This window comes from Bradyrhizobium lupini, assembly GCF_040939785.1.
GTDB classification, from domain to species: Bacteria; Pseudomonadota; Alphaproteobacteria; order Rhizobiales; family Xanthobacteraceae; genus Bradyrhizobium; species Bradyrhizobium canariense_D.
Genome location: NZ_CP162553.1, coordinates 1,622,998 through 1,637,725, shown reverse-complemented (window position 1 = coordinate 1,637,725; position 14,728 = coordinate 1,622,998). Strand labels below are relative to the sequence as shown.

Genomic DNA, 14,728 nt, shown 5'->3' with positions numbered 1-14,728 from the left:
CTCTGGCCCTTCAGCGACGGTCACTTCTTCAGTTCGGCCGGCGCGTCATAGGCGACCGGCGATATCTCTTTGAACATGCGCTCGGCCCTGAAGGCGCGGGTAGCCCCGAAGCCTGGGGCCGCCCTGTAGACGCTCGTTGAAGAATTAGTTCAAATCAGCCGGCAACAAAGGCGAGCAGGGTGCCGTTCGCCTTGGCCGGCGGCACGCAGATCGCAGGTCCGCTGCGCACGGCTGCCGAACCAAGCGCCTTGTCGGTGGCAGCGAGATCGCCGCTGACAAGCACCAGGGCAGCGCCACCGCGTTCGGAAAGACCCGCGAGCGGCACGCCGGGATAACGTTTGCCGAGCTGCTCCAGCGTCAAGTAAACGAATTCGGCACGATCGCCACCGGAGGGCACGGTCACTGCGCCGTCGGCTTCAGCCTTCGGCTCGCGGTCGATCAGCTGTCCCAGATCCGCGGCTTCCTTCGCGGGCTCGGGCGTCGCGATCAATGTCTGCTTGATCCGCTTGGCCGCATTGGCGTGCTTCATCAGCTCGGGAATCCACACCGTCTCTGGCGTCTTGTGCTGGCAGGCAAAAATGCGCACGCCGCCGGGCGCTTCTGCGGTCGGCCACATGAAGGTGCGGAATTTCGCCGCCGAGATCGTGCCATCAGGCAGCGTCACGGGCCGTTCGAAATCGGTCGGGCCGATCGGCTCCAGGCCACGCGCGCGGATTTCCTCCGCGCCGGCGGTGGAATCGACCGCTGTGAAGGCGATGCGCTCGATGCCTTCGCCGCGCTGGTCGAGGAAGGCACGCGCCGGCGCGTTGTGCTCGGTCGCCGCGAGCACGCCGAGCAGCTCCATATAATCCGGGTCGAACATGATCGTGTAGTTGCCGGTGCCCATATGTGTGCTGTGGGTGCCGCGCGGCGAGATGGTGAAGCCGAGCTGCCGGTAGTTTTCGGCGGCTTTGTCGAGGTCCTGCACCATGACCACGGCGTGGTCGATACCGATGACGTTCTTGAGGGCCACTGTTCTTTCCCCGAGTGCAAACTGACTGGACCGCCGTCGGCGGCCGCAAATCCTGTCTACGCCGGATAGGCGGTCAAGTCATTTTCAAATCGGTGGGACATGCGGAAATTTCATTCCGTGAAGCGCGATATCTGACACTTGATGGCGTCAGCGCGCCTGCTCGATATAGGCGGCGAGGATGGCGCGCTCCTCGCTGGTCATTTCCGTGATGTTGCCCGGCGGCATCGCGTTTGACCAGGCGGCGACGCGGCCGATCAGGCGGATGTTGCGATGGATGTGCTCGGGCGCGTCCAGCAATATGCCCTTCGGCGCGGTGACGATGCCGGCCCAGACCGGTTCGGCGGCGTGGCACATGCTGCAGCGGGACATCACGATCTCCTCGACATTGGCAAGCGTCGGCTGCGCCGACAGCGCGCTTGTCTTGACCTCGCGCGGGCCGGCCGCCGAGAGGAACAGGATCGCGATCACGCCGACCGCTGCGACGCCCCACACCCACCACGGCGATTTGCGCCCGGCGTGCCGCTCGTTGAAGAAATGGCGGATCACGGGGCCGAGCGCCAGGATGATTGCGACGATGATCCAGTTGAAGCGGGTGGCATAGAGCAGGGGATAGTGGTTGCTGATCATCAGCACGACGACAGGCAGCGTCAGATAGTTGTTGTGGACCGAGCGCTCCTTGCTGGTCTTGCCGAGCTTCGGATCGGGCGCCTGTCCTGCGATCAGGGCGGCCGCAATCTTCTTCTGGTTCGGGATGATCAGGGTGAAAACGTTGGCGACCATGATGGTGCCGATGATCGCCCCGATCTGGTTGAAGGCGCCGCGCCCGCTCAGCACGTGGGTGAAAGCATAGGTCAATGCGACCAGAAACAGATAGCCGCCGATGGCGAAGGGCAGCTCGCGCTGCGCGAGCCCGGTACGGCAGGCGCCTTCATAGAGCAGCCATGCCAGCGCGAGGCTCGAGAGGCTGAACAGGCCGGCCTCGAATGGCGTGAGGTCGAGGATCGACTTGTCGACCAGGAACAAATCGGCCTCGAGATAATACACCACCACCATCAGCGCGAAGCCGGACAGCCAGGTGGTGTAGGCCTCCCATTTGAACCAGGTCAGCTCGTCCGGCATCTGCGCGGGCGCGACCAGATATTTCGTGATCCGGTAGAAGCCCCCGCCATGGACCTGCCAGGCCTCGCCCTGGACGCCCTCCGGCAGCTTGCTGTCAGGCCTGAGGCTGAGGTCGAGGGCGATGAAATAGAAGGAACTGCCGATCCAGGCAATCGCGGCGACCACGTGCAGCCAGCGGAGCAGCAGGCTCGCCCATTCCGATATGATGGATCCCCACATGATCACCCCAACGGATGCGACTCCAATGCCGCAGCTTCATGACCGCTACCGGCGGTGCCGCCCTTACAATGTGTCGCACCGATCAGCCGCATTTTCCAGTACGATGGGCTGCGGCTGATGCACATCGTGCGGGCATGAGCTGACGTGGGATTCGGCAGGCATTTGACCTGTCGCAGAACGTTTGCGCGTCGATCGGCGTTGATGCGCAATACGTGAAGGCCGGGAGGAAACGATTTGAAGAACAGGATTTCATTCGCGGCGATGTCCGCGGGATGGCTGGCCGCGGTCGCGACCTGCGCACAGGCTGAGGCGGTGCTGCAAGGCAAGGACGCCTACGGCGATTGGCAGGCCGACAAGCCCGGCACGGTCAGGTTGATCCGGCCGCAGGATCTGGTCAGGCCCGGCGCCACGCGGTCGGTTGCGAGTTCGTCGCGCGTGGTGCCGCGCCCACCGGAGGGGGCGCTTCAGGTACCGGCCGGCTTCAAGATCGAGCTGTTCGCCGAGGGCCTGCGCGCCCCGCGCATCGTGCGCGTGGCGCCGAACGGCGATGTCTACGTCGCCGAGACGCGCGCGGGCAACGTCCGCGTGTTGCGCGCCGGCGAAGGCGGCAAGGCCGCGACCAACGAGGTGTTCGCTGCCGGACTGCGGCAGCCGTTCGGCATCGCCTTCTTCCCAAACGGCGACAATCCGCAGTGGGTCTATGTGGCCAACACCGACAGCGTCGTCCGCTTTCCCTACCAGGCCGGCGATCTCAAGGCGCGCGGCAAGGCGGAGACGATCGTGGCAAGCCTGCCCCACGACGGCGGTCATTCCACCCGCGACATCGTCTTTACGCCCGACAACAAGCGCATGCTGGTGTCGGTCGGCTCGCTCAGCAACGTCGCCGAGGGCATGGGCACGCCGCCGGGTGGCGTGGAAGCCTGGTCGAAAGCGCAACCGCTCGGTGCGGCCTGGGCCAGCGAGACCGAACGCGCCACCGTGCTCGCCTTCACCCCCGAGGGCAAGGAGCGGAAGATCTACGCCAGCGGCATCCGCAACTGCGTCGGACTTGCGATCCAGCCGCAGACCGGGCTGCCCTGGTGCTCGACCAACGAACGCGACGGGCTCGGCGACGATCTCGTGCCTGACTACGTCACCAGCGTGAAGGAAGGCGCGTTCTACGGCTGGCCGTGGTTCTATATCGGCGGCAACGAAGACCCGCGTCACGCCGGAGCGCGGCCGGACCTCAAGGGCAAGGTGACGGTGCCCGATGTGCTGGTGCAGCCGCACTCGGCCTCGCTCGGCATGGCCTTCTATCAGGGGACGCAGTTTCCGTCAGAGTATCAGGGCGATGCTTTCGTGGCCGAGCACGGCTCCTGGAACCGGTCGAAGCGCACCGGCTACAAGGTGATCCGCATCCGGATGAAGGACGGCAAGCCGACCGGCGAGTACGAGGATTTCGTCACGGGGTTTGTGGTGAGCGATACCGAGGTGTGGGGGCGGCCGGTCGGTGTGGCCGTGGCAAAGGACGGGGCGCTGCTGGTGTCGGAGGACGGCAACGGGACGATCTGGCGGGTGACAAGCGTGCCGCGATGAAGGTGTACCCTCGCCCCTTGCGGGAGAGGGTGGCTCGCCGCGCAGCGGCGGGACGAGTGAGGTTCTATCGGCGAACTCCTCTGCGTGTGCGGAGAGAAACCCCTCATCCGGCGCCTCGCGCCACCTTCTCCCGCAAGGGGAGAAGGAAGAGCAGCGTGCTTAGGATGTCTACCCCCGTCTCACACTCGCTCCGCCATCCACCGGCAACGTCACACCGGTGATGAAATTCGCCTCGTCCGAGGCCAGGAACAGCGCGGCATTCGCGACGTCCCACCCCGTGCCCATCTTCTTGCGCAGCGGCACCTTGCTGTCGCGCTCGGCTTCGACTTCGGCGCGGGTCTTGTGCCATTCGCGGGCCCGGGTGTCGACGGCCATCGGCGTGTTCATCAGGCCCGGCAGGATGACGTTGGCGCGGATGCCGTATTCCGCATTCTGGTAGGCGAGCTGTTCGGTGAAGGCGATCATCGCCGATTTCGTCGCCTTGTAGGCGACGTAAGGGTAGGTGGTGATCGCCGCCATCGAGGAGATGTTGATGATCACGCCGCTTCCTTGCGCGCGCATGATCGGGATCACCTCTTTCGCCGCCAGAATGCAGCTCTTCAGATTGATCGCGACGACGCGGTCGAACGCCTCCTCGGTGATTTGCAGCAGCTCGGCGTCGCCGCCGGACAGGCTGACGCCCACATTGTTGTGCAGCACGTCGATCCGGCCCCAGCGCGCCTGTGCCTCCGCGACCATTGCCTTGATGTCGGCAGACTTTGTGACGTCGGCCCTGAACGCCGCTGCCGTGCCATGCTGCGCGGCGATCATGGCGGCGGTTTCCTGCGCTGATTCCAGATGATGATCGACGCACAACACCTTGGCGCCCTCGCGCGCGAAGGTCAGCGCCGTGGCGCGGCCGTTGCCCATGCCTTCGCCCGGGCTCTGCCCGGCGCCCACAACGACCGCAACCTTGTCCTTCAAGCGCATGTTAGTTCACTCCCGGAATCGGGTACTGCTGGAGTACCTCTTTGTAATATGGCTCGTTGTCGATCTTCATGGTGGCGAGCACGCGCACCACGCCGCAATAGAAGGCGATGGTCAGCACGAGGTCGACCATATGTTCGTCCGAGAGATGCTGCTTGATCTCGGCAAAGGTCACATCCGAGATCGCGAGTTCGCGCACCATCTCGCGGGCACCTTTCAGGATCGCCTTGGCCTGTGGCTCGAGCGTCGAGGGCCTACCGTCGGTCTCCGCCATCAGGCCGGCGATGTCATCGTCGGTGACGCCGAACTCCCTGCCGATCTTCACGTGATGAGTGAACTCGTATTCCGACTTCTCCATCCAGCCGACCTGGAGGATCGCAAGCTCCCGCAGGCGCGGGTCGAGTTTGCTCTTGAAGCGGATGTAGCCGCCGATGCCGTTGAAGGCGCGCGCCATATCCGGCGAATTGATCAGCAGCTTGTGCAGATTGGTGTTGCGCTTGAGCATGTCGCGATATTCGGGCGCGACCTGGTCGGCCTCGAGATAGGGCAGGCGAGCCATCCCTGATGTTCCTTTCAGTGTTCTTGTGATTCACGTTCGGGGGCTTGTAGCGTCACGCCGCCGTCGACCACCAGCACCTGGCCGGTGATGTAGCGCGCAAAATTGCTGAGCAGGAATTTGACGGCATGGCCGACGTCCCAGCCGGTGCCTTCCGTTTTCAGCACGGATGCCTTTTCCCGCTGGACGCGAGCCTGCTCACTCATGCCGCGGGCATAGACCATCGGCGTGTACATCGGCCCGGGACAGATGCAGTTGACGCGGATGTTCTCGCGGCCGTGATCGACCGCCATCGCGCGGGTGAGACCGATGATGGCGGCCTTCGAGGTCGTATAGCTCGTGAGCCCGCGTGGCCGCAGCGCCGAGATCGAGGAGATGTTGACGATCGCACCGCCCTGCGCGGTCCGGATCATCGCAGGGATCGCGTGCTTGAAGAGCAGGAACATGCTCTCGACATTGACCTGCATGACGCGGCGATATTGCTCGGGCGCTTCGTCGACCACGCTGCCGCGGCTCCCGATGCCGACATTGTTGTCGAGGAAATCGAGCCGGCCCCAGCGGTCGAGCGCGGCTTCGACCAGTGTCTTGCAATCGCTCTCCCTGGTGACGTCACCGCCATGCGCCGCGGCCGTGCCGCCTTCGGCTGCGATCATCTCCACGGTGCGTTCGGCGAGCTTGAGATCGCGATCGGCCACCAGCACTTTGGCGCCGGCGCGAGCCAGTAGAAGTGCGGCGGCGCGGCCGTTGCCTATGCCGTCGCCCGCAGCACCCCCGCCGCTGACCAGCGCCACCTTGCCGGCGAGACCGGGATCGTCCTCGGGCCCCTGCATGTCGTTTCATCCCAAATATTTTCGTGCAGTCTAGCAATCGCGCGGAGCGGCGAGAAGGGCCGGCTCCCGCTTTCATGTCATTGACATCGCATGGAATTGCATGCCGCCGCACGAGAAGGGCGAACGATCGACCCGCGCCGTTAGGAACCGACCTCACGCAATCGCGTTTGTTGCGGAGCCTTTCCCGCGCTAGGCTCTGTCCCGGGGCTTCCCAAACGCCAGTGGCTTGCCGATGAATCTGCTCGATCCACAAGGGCCTGTGGCTGCGGCCAACAGCACCATCCTGGTCGATTCCGTCTTCATCATGCTCGCGATCGTGGTGCCGACCATTTTCGCGATTTTGGCCTTTGCGTTCTGGTTTCGCGCCTCGAATCCCAAAGCAAAGTTTCAGCCCGACTTCGTCTATTCCGGGCGGGTGGAGATGGTGGTGTGGGCGATCCCCGCGCTCACCGTGATCCTGCTCGGCGGCGTCGCCTGGATCGGCTCGCACCAGCTCGATCCCGCGGCACCCGTGCCCGGCACCGGCAGCCCGGTTCGCATCCAGGCCGTCTCGCTCGATTGGAAATGGCTCTTCATCTATCCGGACCAGCGCATCGCCACCGTCAATACGCTGACGGTGCCGGCAGGCGCCGAGCTGAATTTCCAGCTGACGTCCTCGAGCGTGATGAACACCTTCTTCATCCCGCAGCTCGGCAGCATGATCTACACCATGAACGGCATGGTGACGAAGCTGAACCTACGCGCCGACAACGAAGGCAAGCTGCAGGGACTGTCGGCGCATTTTTCCGGCGACGGATTTCCGGACATGATGTTCGACGTCAACGTGGTCTCGCCGCTCGCCTTTCCGGACTGGGTCGCGACCACGGCGAAGAGCGATGCTGTCCTCAATGAGGACAGCTACAAGAAGCTGATGCAGCAGGGCGTCGAAAAGGGCAGGCCAAGCTACAGGCTCGACGATCCCCGACTGTTCGACCTGATCGCGACCCAGCACATTCCGCCGGGACCGGGGCCGGAGCTCGCATCCGAAGCAGGCCGGTCGCACAGTGGAGGCCATGATGCTCGGTAAGCTCGATTGGTCGGCCATTCCGTTCGATCAGCCGATACCGCTGATCGCAGGCGCCGTGGTGTTGGTCGGGATTCTCGGCGTGCTGGCCTGGGTCGTGGTGAAGGGGCATCTGCCCTATCTCTGGCACGAGTGGATCACCAGCGTCGACCACAAGCGGATCGGCGTGATGTACATCCTGCTGGCCTCGGTGATGCTGCTGCGCGGCGGCAGCGACGCCATCATGATGCGGATTCAGCAGGCGGTCGCCTACCAGTCGCAAGGCTATCTGCCGCCGGAGCACTACAACCAGATATTCTCCGCGCACGGCACCATCATGATCTTTTTCGTGGCGATGCCGTTCGTGATCGGACTGATGAATCTCATCGTGCCGCTCCAGCTTGGCGTACGAGATGTCGCTTTCCCGACGCTCAATTCGGTCGGCTTCTGGCTGACCGCGACCGGTGCGCTGCTGGTCAATCTCTCGCTTGTGATCGGCGAGTTCGCCCGCACCGGCTGGCTCGCCTTTCCGCCGCTGTCGGAACTGTCCTACTCGCCGGGCGTCGGCGTCGATTATTACGCATGGTCGCTGCAGATCTCCGGCGTCGGCACGTTGGTGGCCGGCATCAATCTCGTGACGACGGTGCTGAAGCTGCGCACCAAAGGCATGAACTATCTGCGCATGCCGATGTTCTGCTGGACCACACTGGCCTCGAACCTCCTGATCGTCGCGGCTTTCCCGATTTTGACCGCCACCCTCGCGATGCTGCTGCTCGACCGCTATCTCGGCTTCCACTTCTTTACCAATGAGGCCGGCGGCAATGTCATGATGTTCATGAACCTGATCTGGGCCTGGGGGCATCCCGAGGTCTACATCCTAGTTCTGCCGGCCTTCGGCATCTTCTCCGAGGTGGTCTCGACCTTCTCCGGCAAGGCGCTGTTTGGCTATCGCTCGATGGTGCTGGCGACCATGGCGATCTGCGTCATCTCCTTCATGGTCTGGCTGCATCACTTCTTCACGATGGGAGCGGGTCCCGACGTCAACGCTATCTTCGGCATTGCCAGCATGATCATCGCGATACCGACGGGAGTGAAGATCTACAACTGGCTGTTCACGATGTATGGCGGACGCATCCGCTTCGAGACGCCGATGCTGTGGTCGATAGGCTTCATGGTCACCTTCATCATCGGCGGATTGACGGGCGTGCTGGTCGCGGTGCCGCCGGCCGATTTCATTCTCCACAACAGCATGTTTCTGGTCGCGCACTTCCACAACGTCATCATCGGCGGCGTGCTGTTCGGCGCCTTCGCCGGCTTCGAGTACTGGTTCCCGAAGGCGTTCGGCTTTCGCCTCAACGACCGCTGGGGCAAGCTCGCATTCTGGTTCACTTTCCTCGGCTTCTACGTCACCTTCATCCCGCTCTACGTCGCCGGCATGCTGGGCATGACGCGGCGCATGCAGCACTATGACGTCGCGGCGTGGCGGCCATGGATGCTGGTTGCAGCGGTCGGCATGGCCGTGCTGACGATCGGCGTGATCTGCCAGATCGTGCAGCTCGTGGTCAGCATCCGCAACCGCGAGGCCCTGCGCGACCGCACTGGCGATCCCTGGGACGGCCGCTCGCTGGAATGGGCGACGTCGTCGCCGCCACCCGTTTTCAACTTCGCTTTCAATCCCGATGTGCGCGGCGAGGATGCCTATTGGGACATGAAGGCTCATGCCAAGCAGCAATCGCTCGATCATGATGCGCCCGAGTATCATGACATCGAGATGCCCAGGAACTCGCCGACCGGGTTCGTCTGCGCGTTCTTCGCCACCGTCATGGGCTTTGCGCTGATCTGGCACATCTGGTGGATGGTGATTTTGGGCGGTATCGGAGCGTTCGCGACATTCGTCGTGTTCGCCTGGCGCGACCATGACGAATACGTCATTCCGGCCGAGGAGGTCGCGGCGATAGACCGCGTCAACCTCGAGGAGCGGCGCAGCCTCGTCAGCATGGCGGGGACAGTCTGATGTCAATGACCGCGACCGCCGGCCGAGCGCACGCCGATCCCCATCACATCGGCCTCGTTATCGAGCATCCCGGGCCGGCGCCGAAGCGCATCGTGACCGCCTATGGCTTCTGGATCTTCCTGCTCTCCGACATCGTGATGTTCTCCTGCTTCTTTGCGGCCTACGCGGTGCTGGCCGACCAGACCGCCGGCGGCCCGAAGGGTTCGGAGATATTCGAGCCGCGAAACGTCGCGATCGAGACGGTCTGCCTGCTGCTGTCAAGCTTCACGTGTGGCATGGCGAGCATCGCGGCCGATGTGCGCAACCGGCTGTGGTTCTATCTCGGGATGGCCGTGACGTGTTTGCTCGGCCTCATCTTTCTGGTCATTGAGTTTCGCGAATTCGCTGATCTCGTTGCCCGCGGCTATGGCCCATCGCGCAGCGCTTTCCTGACCTCGTTCTTCTCCCTCGTCGGCTGCCATGGCCTCCACGTCTCCGCCGGCATATTGTGGCTGCTCACCATGATGGCCCAGGTCTTCGCAAAGGGTTTTCGTGCCGACGTGCTGCGCCGGATGATGTGCTTTGCGCTGTTCTGGCACGCGCTCGACATTGTCTGGGTCGGAGTTTTCTCCGTCGTCTATTTGCTTGGGAGTGGCGTATGAGCGATCAGACGCATATGCCGGCCGGCCATGATCTTGCGCCGGGCGATGAGGAGCAACACAGTGTCGGGACGCGCATCCTCGGCTACGTGGTCGGTCTTGTTCTCGCGTTGCTGCTGACGGCGACGTCGTTCTTCATCGCGGGCACGGATCTGGTCTGGCAGCCTTCGATTCCCGTCGCGCTGATCGTGCTGGCGATCGCGCAAATGGGCGTGCATCTCGTGTTCTTCCTGCACATCACCACCGGCCCCGATAATACCAACAACGTGCTGGCGCTCGCCTTCGGGCTGCTGGTGGTGTTCCTGGTGGTCGGTGGCACCGTCTGGATCATGGCGCATCTGAACGCGAACATGCCGGCCATGGATCAGATCATGCCGATGCGCCGCTAGCGCATTGTGCAAAAAAGAAGAGCCGCTTGTTGTGACAAGCGGCCCAAATCTAGGGAGGAAACGCCCGAGCAAAGCAATCGGGCCGGAGCCGGATTGCCGCTAAAGAAACGCTCGCGCAAAGCGCTCGCGTACGCTTACAAATGCAGCAACTCCCGATAGAGTTCAATTCCGGATGAATACTGTCTCCGGCTGCCGCTCACGGCTGCGTGATGAGCTTCGCTATTTTGGCCGCCGGCAATTGTAGGCCTTGCGGAAGCCCGCAGCCTGGGCGTCGTCCTCAGAGCAGAACCAACGGTCCGGCTTGGTGGTCGCTGGGTAGCTCGGACAGCCTCGTAAATGGTAGATGCCGATATTGCCGGTCACGCGCGCGCGCACCGCAAGCTTGCCCTTGATGCCACAGCTCGGCGGCATCGTCAGATCCTCGGGAAACAACACCGCGCAGATCTCCTTGTCGCGGTCGGCGCGGCAGGCGGCGCCCAGGAGCGCGCCGTCCTTCTTGCCGGTGCGGAATTCTTGCGGTGCAACAAAGCAGCCCTTCCAAATTCCGGCCGAGGTTGATTTCGCGTCGGCGGCGGCAGACTTGACGTTCGCCTTGGCCGGCTCGCGAGCAATGGTATAGCCGAGCTTGACCAGCTGCTCGTTCAAGCTGGTCTTGTCGCCCTCGGCCGTGCAGATCGCGCGGTGCCGCTTGCCAAAACTCTTTTCCGGTCCGACATCGTCGCAACGCACCGATCGCTTGCCAATCAGCTTTGCGAGCTGGTCGCGGGCCTCGATGCCGCAGGTCCAGGGATCCGCGTGATCGTCGATGCAGACCTGATCCAGCTCGGGTGCGTCGATGCCCTCGAGGCGGTAGGTGACGTCGCCGAGCTGAACGGCGTTGCCGTCGCGGACCGTCGCGGTGGCCGTCAACGCGGAGCCGGGGCCGGTGGTGCCCAGAAATCCGGACAGGGCGAGAAAGCAAACGAACGCAAAAGCGCGGGCGCTGGCAAAGGATTTTCGGAAGGACATAAGGTCTCGCTATCGATGGCTCGTGCGCCTTGTTCCTAGCATCCGGATGTGGCGATACCAATGGTCTGCGCCCCGCGAAGTGCGACATTCCGGCCCCGCGGCTTTACTCGGCCGCAGCTCTGATCCTATCGTTCGCCGGCCTCGCGGAGCGGACGCCGAATCGCCCGGGAAGCGGCGAAGGGAGGAAAAATTTGCGATGAATGACCCCGTGGACGTCCTGATCATCGGCGCCGGCGCTTCAGGCGCGGCGGTGGCATGGTCGCTGGCCGAGACCAAGATGCATATTCTCTGCGTGGAGCAGGGCGGCTGGATGAACCCGGCGGAATATCCCAGCACGGGCCGGGACTGGGAGGCCAAATTCTACGGCGAGTGGTCGTCAAGCCCCAACGTCCGCGGCCGGCCCGAGGACTATCCGATCAACGACGACAATTCGCCGATCAAGGTCGTCAACTACAATGCGGTCGGTGGCTCGACGGTGATGTACACCGCGCACTGGCCGCGGTTGCATCCCTCCGATTTCAAGGTGAGGACGCTCGACGGCGTCGCCGAAGACTGGCCGATCGAATACGAGGCGCTGACCCCGTTCTTCGAAGAGAACGACCGGATGATGGGCACGTCCGGCCTGTCGGGCGACCCGCTCTCGCCGCTGACGCATCCGCCGATGCCGCCACAGCCGATGGGATTGTCGGGTGCGATCATCGGCAAGACCATGAACAAGCTTGGCTGGCACTGGTGGCCGTCGGATACGACGGTCGCGACCATGGACTACGAGGGCCGCGCGCGCTGCATCAATCTCGGCCATTGCACGCCGGCCTGCGCGCAAGGCGCCAAATCCTCGACCGACATCACCTATTGGCCGCACGCGGTCCGCGCCGGCGTCGAGCTGCGGACTCACTGCCGTGTGCGCGAGATTACCACCGACGAGAGCGGCATGGCCACCGGCGTGGTCTATTACGACAAGGACGGCGTCGAGCAGTTTCAGCCGGCGCATGTCGTTATCATCGCCTGCAACGGAGTCGGCACGCCGCGGCTGCTGCTGAATTCGGCATCGAACCGCTTTCCGAACGGGCTTGCCAATTCGTCCGGCCTCGTCGGCAAGAACCTGATGTTCCATCCCTATGCGCAGATCTACGGCTATGTGAAGGAGCCGACCGATAGCAACCGCGCGCCGCCGACCTGCCTGTGGAGCAAGGAATGGTATGACACGGACCTGTCGCGCGGCTTCGTGCGCGGTTACGGCGTCCAGTTCGTGCGCGGCGCCGGGCCGGTGTTCGAGGCTGTCGTGAGCGAGCAGAAGGGGATCTTGCCGTGGGGCGCCGATCATCACCACGTCTTCCGCAAGCTCAACGGCCACCGGCTCGGCTTTTCCGCGATTTGCGAGGACCTCCCGGAGGAGCATAACCAGGTTACGCTCGATCCGGTCTTGAAGGACGGTCACGGCATTCCCGCGCCGAAGATCAATTACACGATCAGCGAGAACAGCCGGAAGATGATGGAGCATGCGCTGGCGCGGGGCCGGGAGATTCTCGAAACCGCTGGGGCGAGCGACATCTGCGTCAACTCGCCGATCCCCTGGGGCGGCTGGCACCTGCTCGGCACGGCACGCATGGGCACCGACCCTGAACGCTCCGTAGTCAACGAATGGGGCCGCGCGCACGACGTCAAAAACCTCTTCATCGTCGACGGCAGCATCTTCGTTACCTCGGGCGGGGTCAATCCAACGTCCACCATCCAGGCCCTCGCGCTCTACATCGCCGACCAGATGAAGCAGCGCCTCGCCAATCTCTTCGACTGAGGCCATCATGTCCGCAGACAACCAACTGACACGCGCCCAGCGCGACGACCTCCGAGCCATCGCCGCGATGATCGTTCCCGCCAGCGAAGAGTACAAGGTGCCTGGCGCCGACGATCCCCGCGATCCAGGCTGACATGCTGGCGACGTTGGGACGGGACAGCAAACTGGTGGTGGCGGCGCTCGACCATCTGGCGCGGCTTGCTGGCCAACCGTTGGCCGAGCTCGATGCTGCCAGGCGCGATGCGGTGGCGCAGGAGTTTCGCAGGCATGGCGGCCCGGCTGCCGCGACGCTCGTCCGTGTGGTGCTGCAATGCTACTACCGCGACGACCGTGTGCTGGGCTCGCTCGGGATCGAGCCGCGCGCACCTTTTCCCAAGGGCCATGTGCTGCCGGATGGCGACTGGTCGCTGCTCGACCCGGTCAAGGCAAGGGCCGGCACGCTGCGACGGGCGCCCTAGCCACCTGGGCAGTCCAGCCTTGCGCCTTGGACGGGTCCCTTGCGCCTCACGGAGCAGGCCACCATCTGTGTGAGCCCCAAGGACTCCTATCATGTTGGATTTTACTTCTGACGCATCGTCATCGCGAACGCCGGCATCTGTCCCGGTCGATGACCGGGCCGTGCTGGATGCCTATTCCAATGCCGTGATCGACGTGACCGACCGTGTCGGTCCGGCCGTCGTGCGCGTCGAGACCGGACCAAAAGTGCCGAACGGCCGCGAGCGCGGCGGGCTCGGCTCGGGCATCGTGATCTCGCCGGATGGGCTCGTGCTCACCAATAGCCACGTGGTCGGCTCGTCAAAGGAGATCCGGCTGCGCGACGTCGAGGGCCATGTCGGCGACGCCCGGGTGCTCGGCGTCGATCCCGACACTGATCTTGCGCTGCTTCGCGCCAATGGCGTGAGGAACTTGCCCTATGCGGCGCTCGGCAACTCCAAGACCTTGCGGCGGGGCCAGCTCGTGATCGCGATCGGCAATCCGCTCGGCTTTGAATCGACCGTCACCGCCGGCGTGGTCTCGGCGCTCGGGCGTTCGATCCGCTCGGTCAGTGGCCGCACCATCGAGGACGTGATCCAGACCGACGCTGCGCTCAACCCCGGCAATTCCGGTGGCCCGCTGGTATCGTCGAATGCCGAGGTGATCGGCATCAACACCGCCATCATTAACGGCGCGCAAGGCATCTGCTTCGCGGTCGCCAGCAACACCGCGCAATTCGTGCTGTCGGAGATCATCCGCCACGGCTATGTCCGTCGCGCCTATATCGGCGTGGCCGGCCAGACCGCGCCGATCCCGCGGCGGCACGCGTTGCTGGCGGGTGTCGAGAACAAGATGGGCGCGCTGCTGGCGCAGATCGAGCCGGACGGGCCGGCGGCGAAGGCGGGCCTGTTGTCCGGCGATGTCGTCATCGGCCTCGACGGCGTCGAGATCAACGGCGTCGACGATCTGATCCGTGTGCTCGACCGCGACCGGATCGGCCGGCGGCTCGCCATGGACGTCCTGCGGCTCGGCCGTCTGCGGGCGATCGATATCGACCCGGTCGAGCGCAAGCCGGCCCGCTAGCGTGTGGG

General features: G+C 64.0%; 13 protein-coding genes and 1 pseudogene. 8 read left to right on the top strand and 6 right to left on the bottom strand.

What is annotated here, in order from left to right:
- Positions 1–154 precede the first annotated feature (154 nt).
- Positions 155–1,012 carry a VOC family protein gene (locus tag AB3L03_RS08015; protein WP_231188748.1) on the bottom strand — a complete coding sequence of 286 codons (858 nt, stop codon included), beginning with the start codon at positions 1,010–1,012 and terminating at the stop codon, positions 155–157.
- Positions 1,013–1,159: 147 nt separating this feature from the next.
- Positions 1,160–2,350 carry a urate hydroxylase PuuD gene (locus tag AB3L03_RS08010; RefSeq protein ID WP_204510541.1) on the bottom strand — a complete coding sequence of 397 codons (1,191 nt, stop codon included), beginning with the start codon at positions 2,348–2,350 and terminating at the stop codon, positions 1,160–1,162.
- A 234-nt stretch (positions 2,351–2,584) separates the two neighbouring features.
- Between AB3L03_RS08010 and AB3L03_RS08005 the strand changes: the two genes are divergently transcribed.
- Positions 2,585–3,925 carry a sorbosone dehydrogenase family protein gene (locus AB3L03_RS08005; protein ID WP_204510542.1) on the top strand — a complete coding sequence of 447 codons (1,341 nt, stop codon included), beginning with the start codon at positions 2,585–2,587 and terminating at the stop codon, positions 3,923–3,925.
- A gap of 168 nt (positions 3,926–4,093) precedes the next feature.
- Here AB3L03_RS08005 and AB3L03_RS08000 read toward each other — a convergent pair whose 3' ends face one another.
- The 3 genes from AB3L03_RS08000 to AB3L03_RS07990 are packed head-to-tail and all read right to left on the bottom strand — an operon-like array spanning position 4,094 to position 6,277.
- The gene (locus AB3L03_RS08000) at positions 4,094–4,894 is read right to left on the bottom strand and encodes an SDR family NAD(P)-dependent oxidoreductase (RefSeq protein ID WP_085352069.1); all 801 of its coding nucleotides are present in this window, start codon (positions 4,892–4,894) and stop codon (positions 4,094–4,096) included.
- A gap of 1 nt (position 4,895) precedes the next feature.
- A complete protein-coding gene (locus AB3L03_RS07995) occupies positions 4,896–5,450 on the bottom strand; it encodes a carboxymuconolactone decarboxylase family protein (RefSeq protein ID WP_204510543.1) in 555 nt (184 codons plus the stop codon).
- 14 nt (positions 5,451–5,464) lie between these two features.
- The gene (locus tag AB3L03_RS07990; RefSeq protein ID WP_204510544.1) at positions 5,465–6,277 is read right to left on the bottom strand and encodes an SDR family NAD(P)-dependent oxidoreductase; all 813 of its coding nucleotides are present in this window, start codon (positions 6,275–6,277) and stop codon (positions 5,465–5,467) included.
- 232 nt (positions 6,278–6,509) lie between these two features.
- On the opposite strand from AB3L03_RS07990, the gene AB3L03_RS07985 reads away from it, so the two are divergent.
- The 4 genes from AB3L03_RS07985 to cyoD are packed head-to-tail and all read left to right on the top strand — an operon-like array spanning position 6,510 to position 10,360.
- Positions 6,510–7,343 (top strand): ubiquinol oxidase polypeptide II, encoded by an 834-nt coding sequence (locus AB3L03_RS07985; protein WP_018457175.1) that lies wholly within the window; start codon positions 6,510–6,512, stop codon positions 7,341–7,343.
- Positions 7,333–9,333 carry a cytochrome o ubiquinol oxidase subunit I gene (gene cyoB / locus AB3L03_RS07980; RefSeq protein ID WP_085362444.1) on the top strand — a complete coding sequence of 667 codons (2,001 nt, stop codon included), beginning with the start codon at positions 7,333–7,335 and terminating at the stop codon, positions 9,331–9,333. The genes AB3L03_RS07985 and cyoB overlap by 11 nt, the downstream gene beginning before the upstream one ends.
- A complete protein-coding gene (locus tag AB3L03_RS07975) occupies positions 9,333–9,974 on the top strand; it encodes a cytochrome (ubi)quinol oxidase subunit III (protein ID WP_018457173.1) in 642 nt (213 codons plus the stop codon). The genes cyoB and AB3L03_RS07975 overlap by 1 nt, the downstream gene beginning before the upstream one ends.
- Positions 9,971–10,360, top strand: a complete 390-nt coding sequence (cyoD, locus tag AB3L03_RS07970; protein ID WP_018457172.1) for a cytochrome o ubiquinol oxidase subunit IV — start codon at positions 9,971–9,973, stop codon at positions 10,358–10,360. Before AB3L03_RS07975 ends, cyoD begins: the two co-directional genes overlap by 4 nt.
- A gap of 219 nt (positions 10,361–10,579) precedes the next feature.
- Here cyoD and AB3L03_RS07965 read toward each other — a convergent pair whose 3' ends face one another.
- Entirely contained in the window at positions 10,580–11,368 is a 789-nt protein-coding gene (locus AB3L03_RS07965) for a thermonuclease family protein (protein ID WP_368508405.1), read from the bottom strand.
- A 196-nt stretch (positions 11,369–11,564) separates the two neighbouring features.
- Here AB3L03_RS07965 and AB3L03_RS07960 point away from each other — a divergent pair, with 196 nt between their 5' ends.
- The 3 genes and pseudogenes from AB3L03_RS07960 to AB3L03_RS07950 all read left to right on the top strand — a co-directional run bounded on the left by AB3L03_RS07960 (position 11,565) and on the right by AB3L03_RS07950 (position 14,720).
- Positions 11,565–13,163 (top strand): GMC family oxidoreductase, encoded by a 1,599-nt coding sequence (locus AB3L03_RS07960; protein ID WP_368508404.1) that lies wholly within the window; start codon positions 11,565–11,567, stop codon positions 13,161–13,163.
- A 7-nt stretch (positions 13,164–13,170) separates the two neighbouring features.
- A pseudogene (locus tag AB3L03_RS07955) lies at positions 13,171–13,621 on the top strand (hypothetical protein).
- Between the two features lie 91 nt (positions 13,622–13,712).
- The gene (locus AB3L03_RS07950) at positions 13,713–14,720 is read left to right on the top strand and encodes a S1C family serine protease (protein ID WP_247296333.1); all 1,008 of its coding nucleotides are present in this window, start codon (positions 13,713–13,715) and stop codon (positions 14,718–14,720) included.
- The last annotated feature ends 8 nt before the right edge of the window (positions 14,721–14,728 follow it).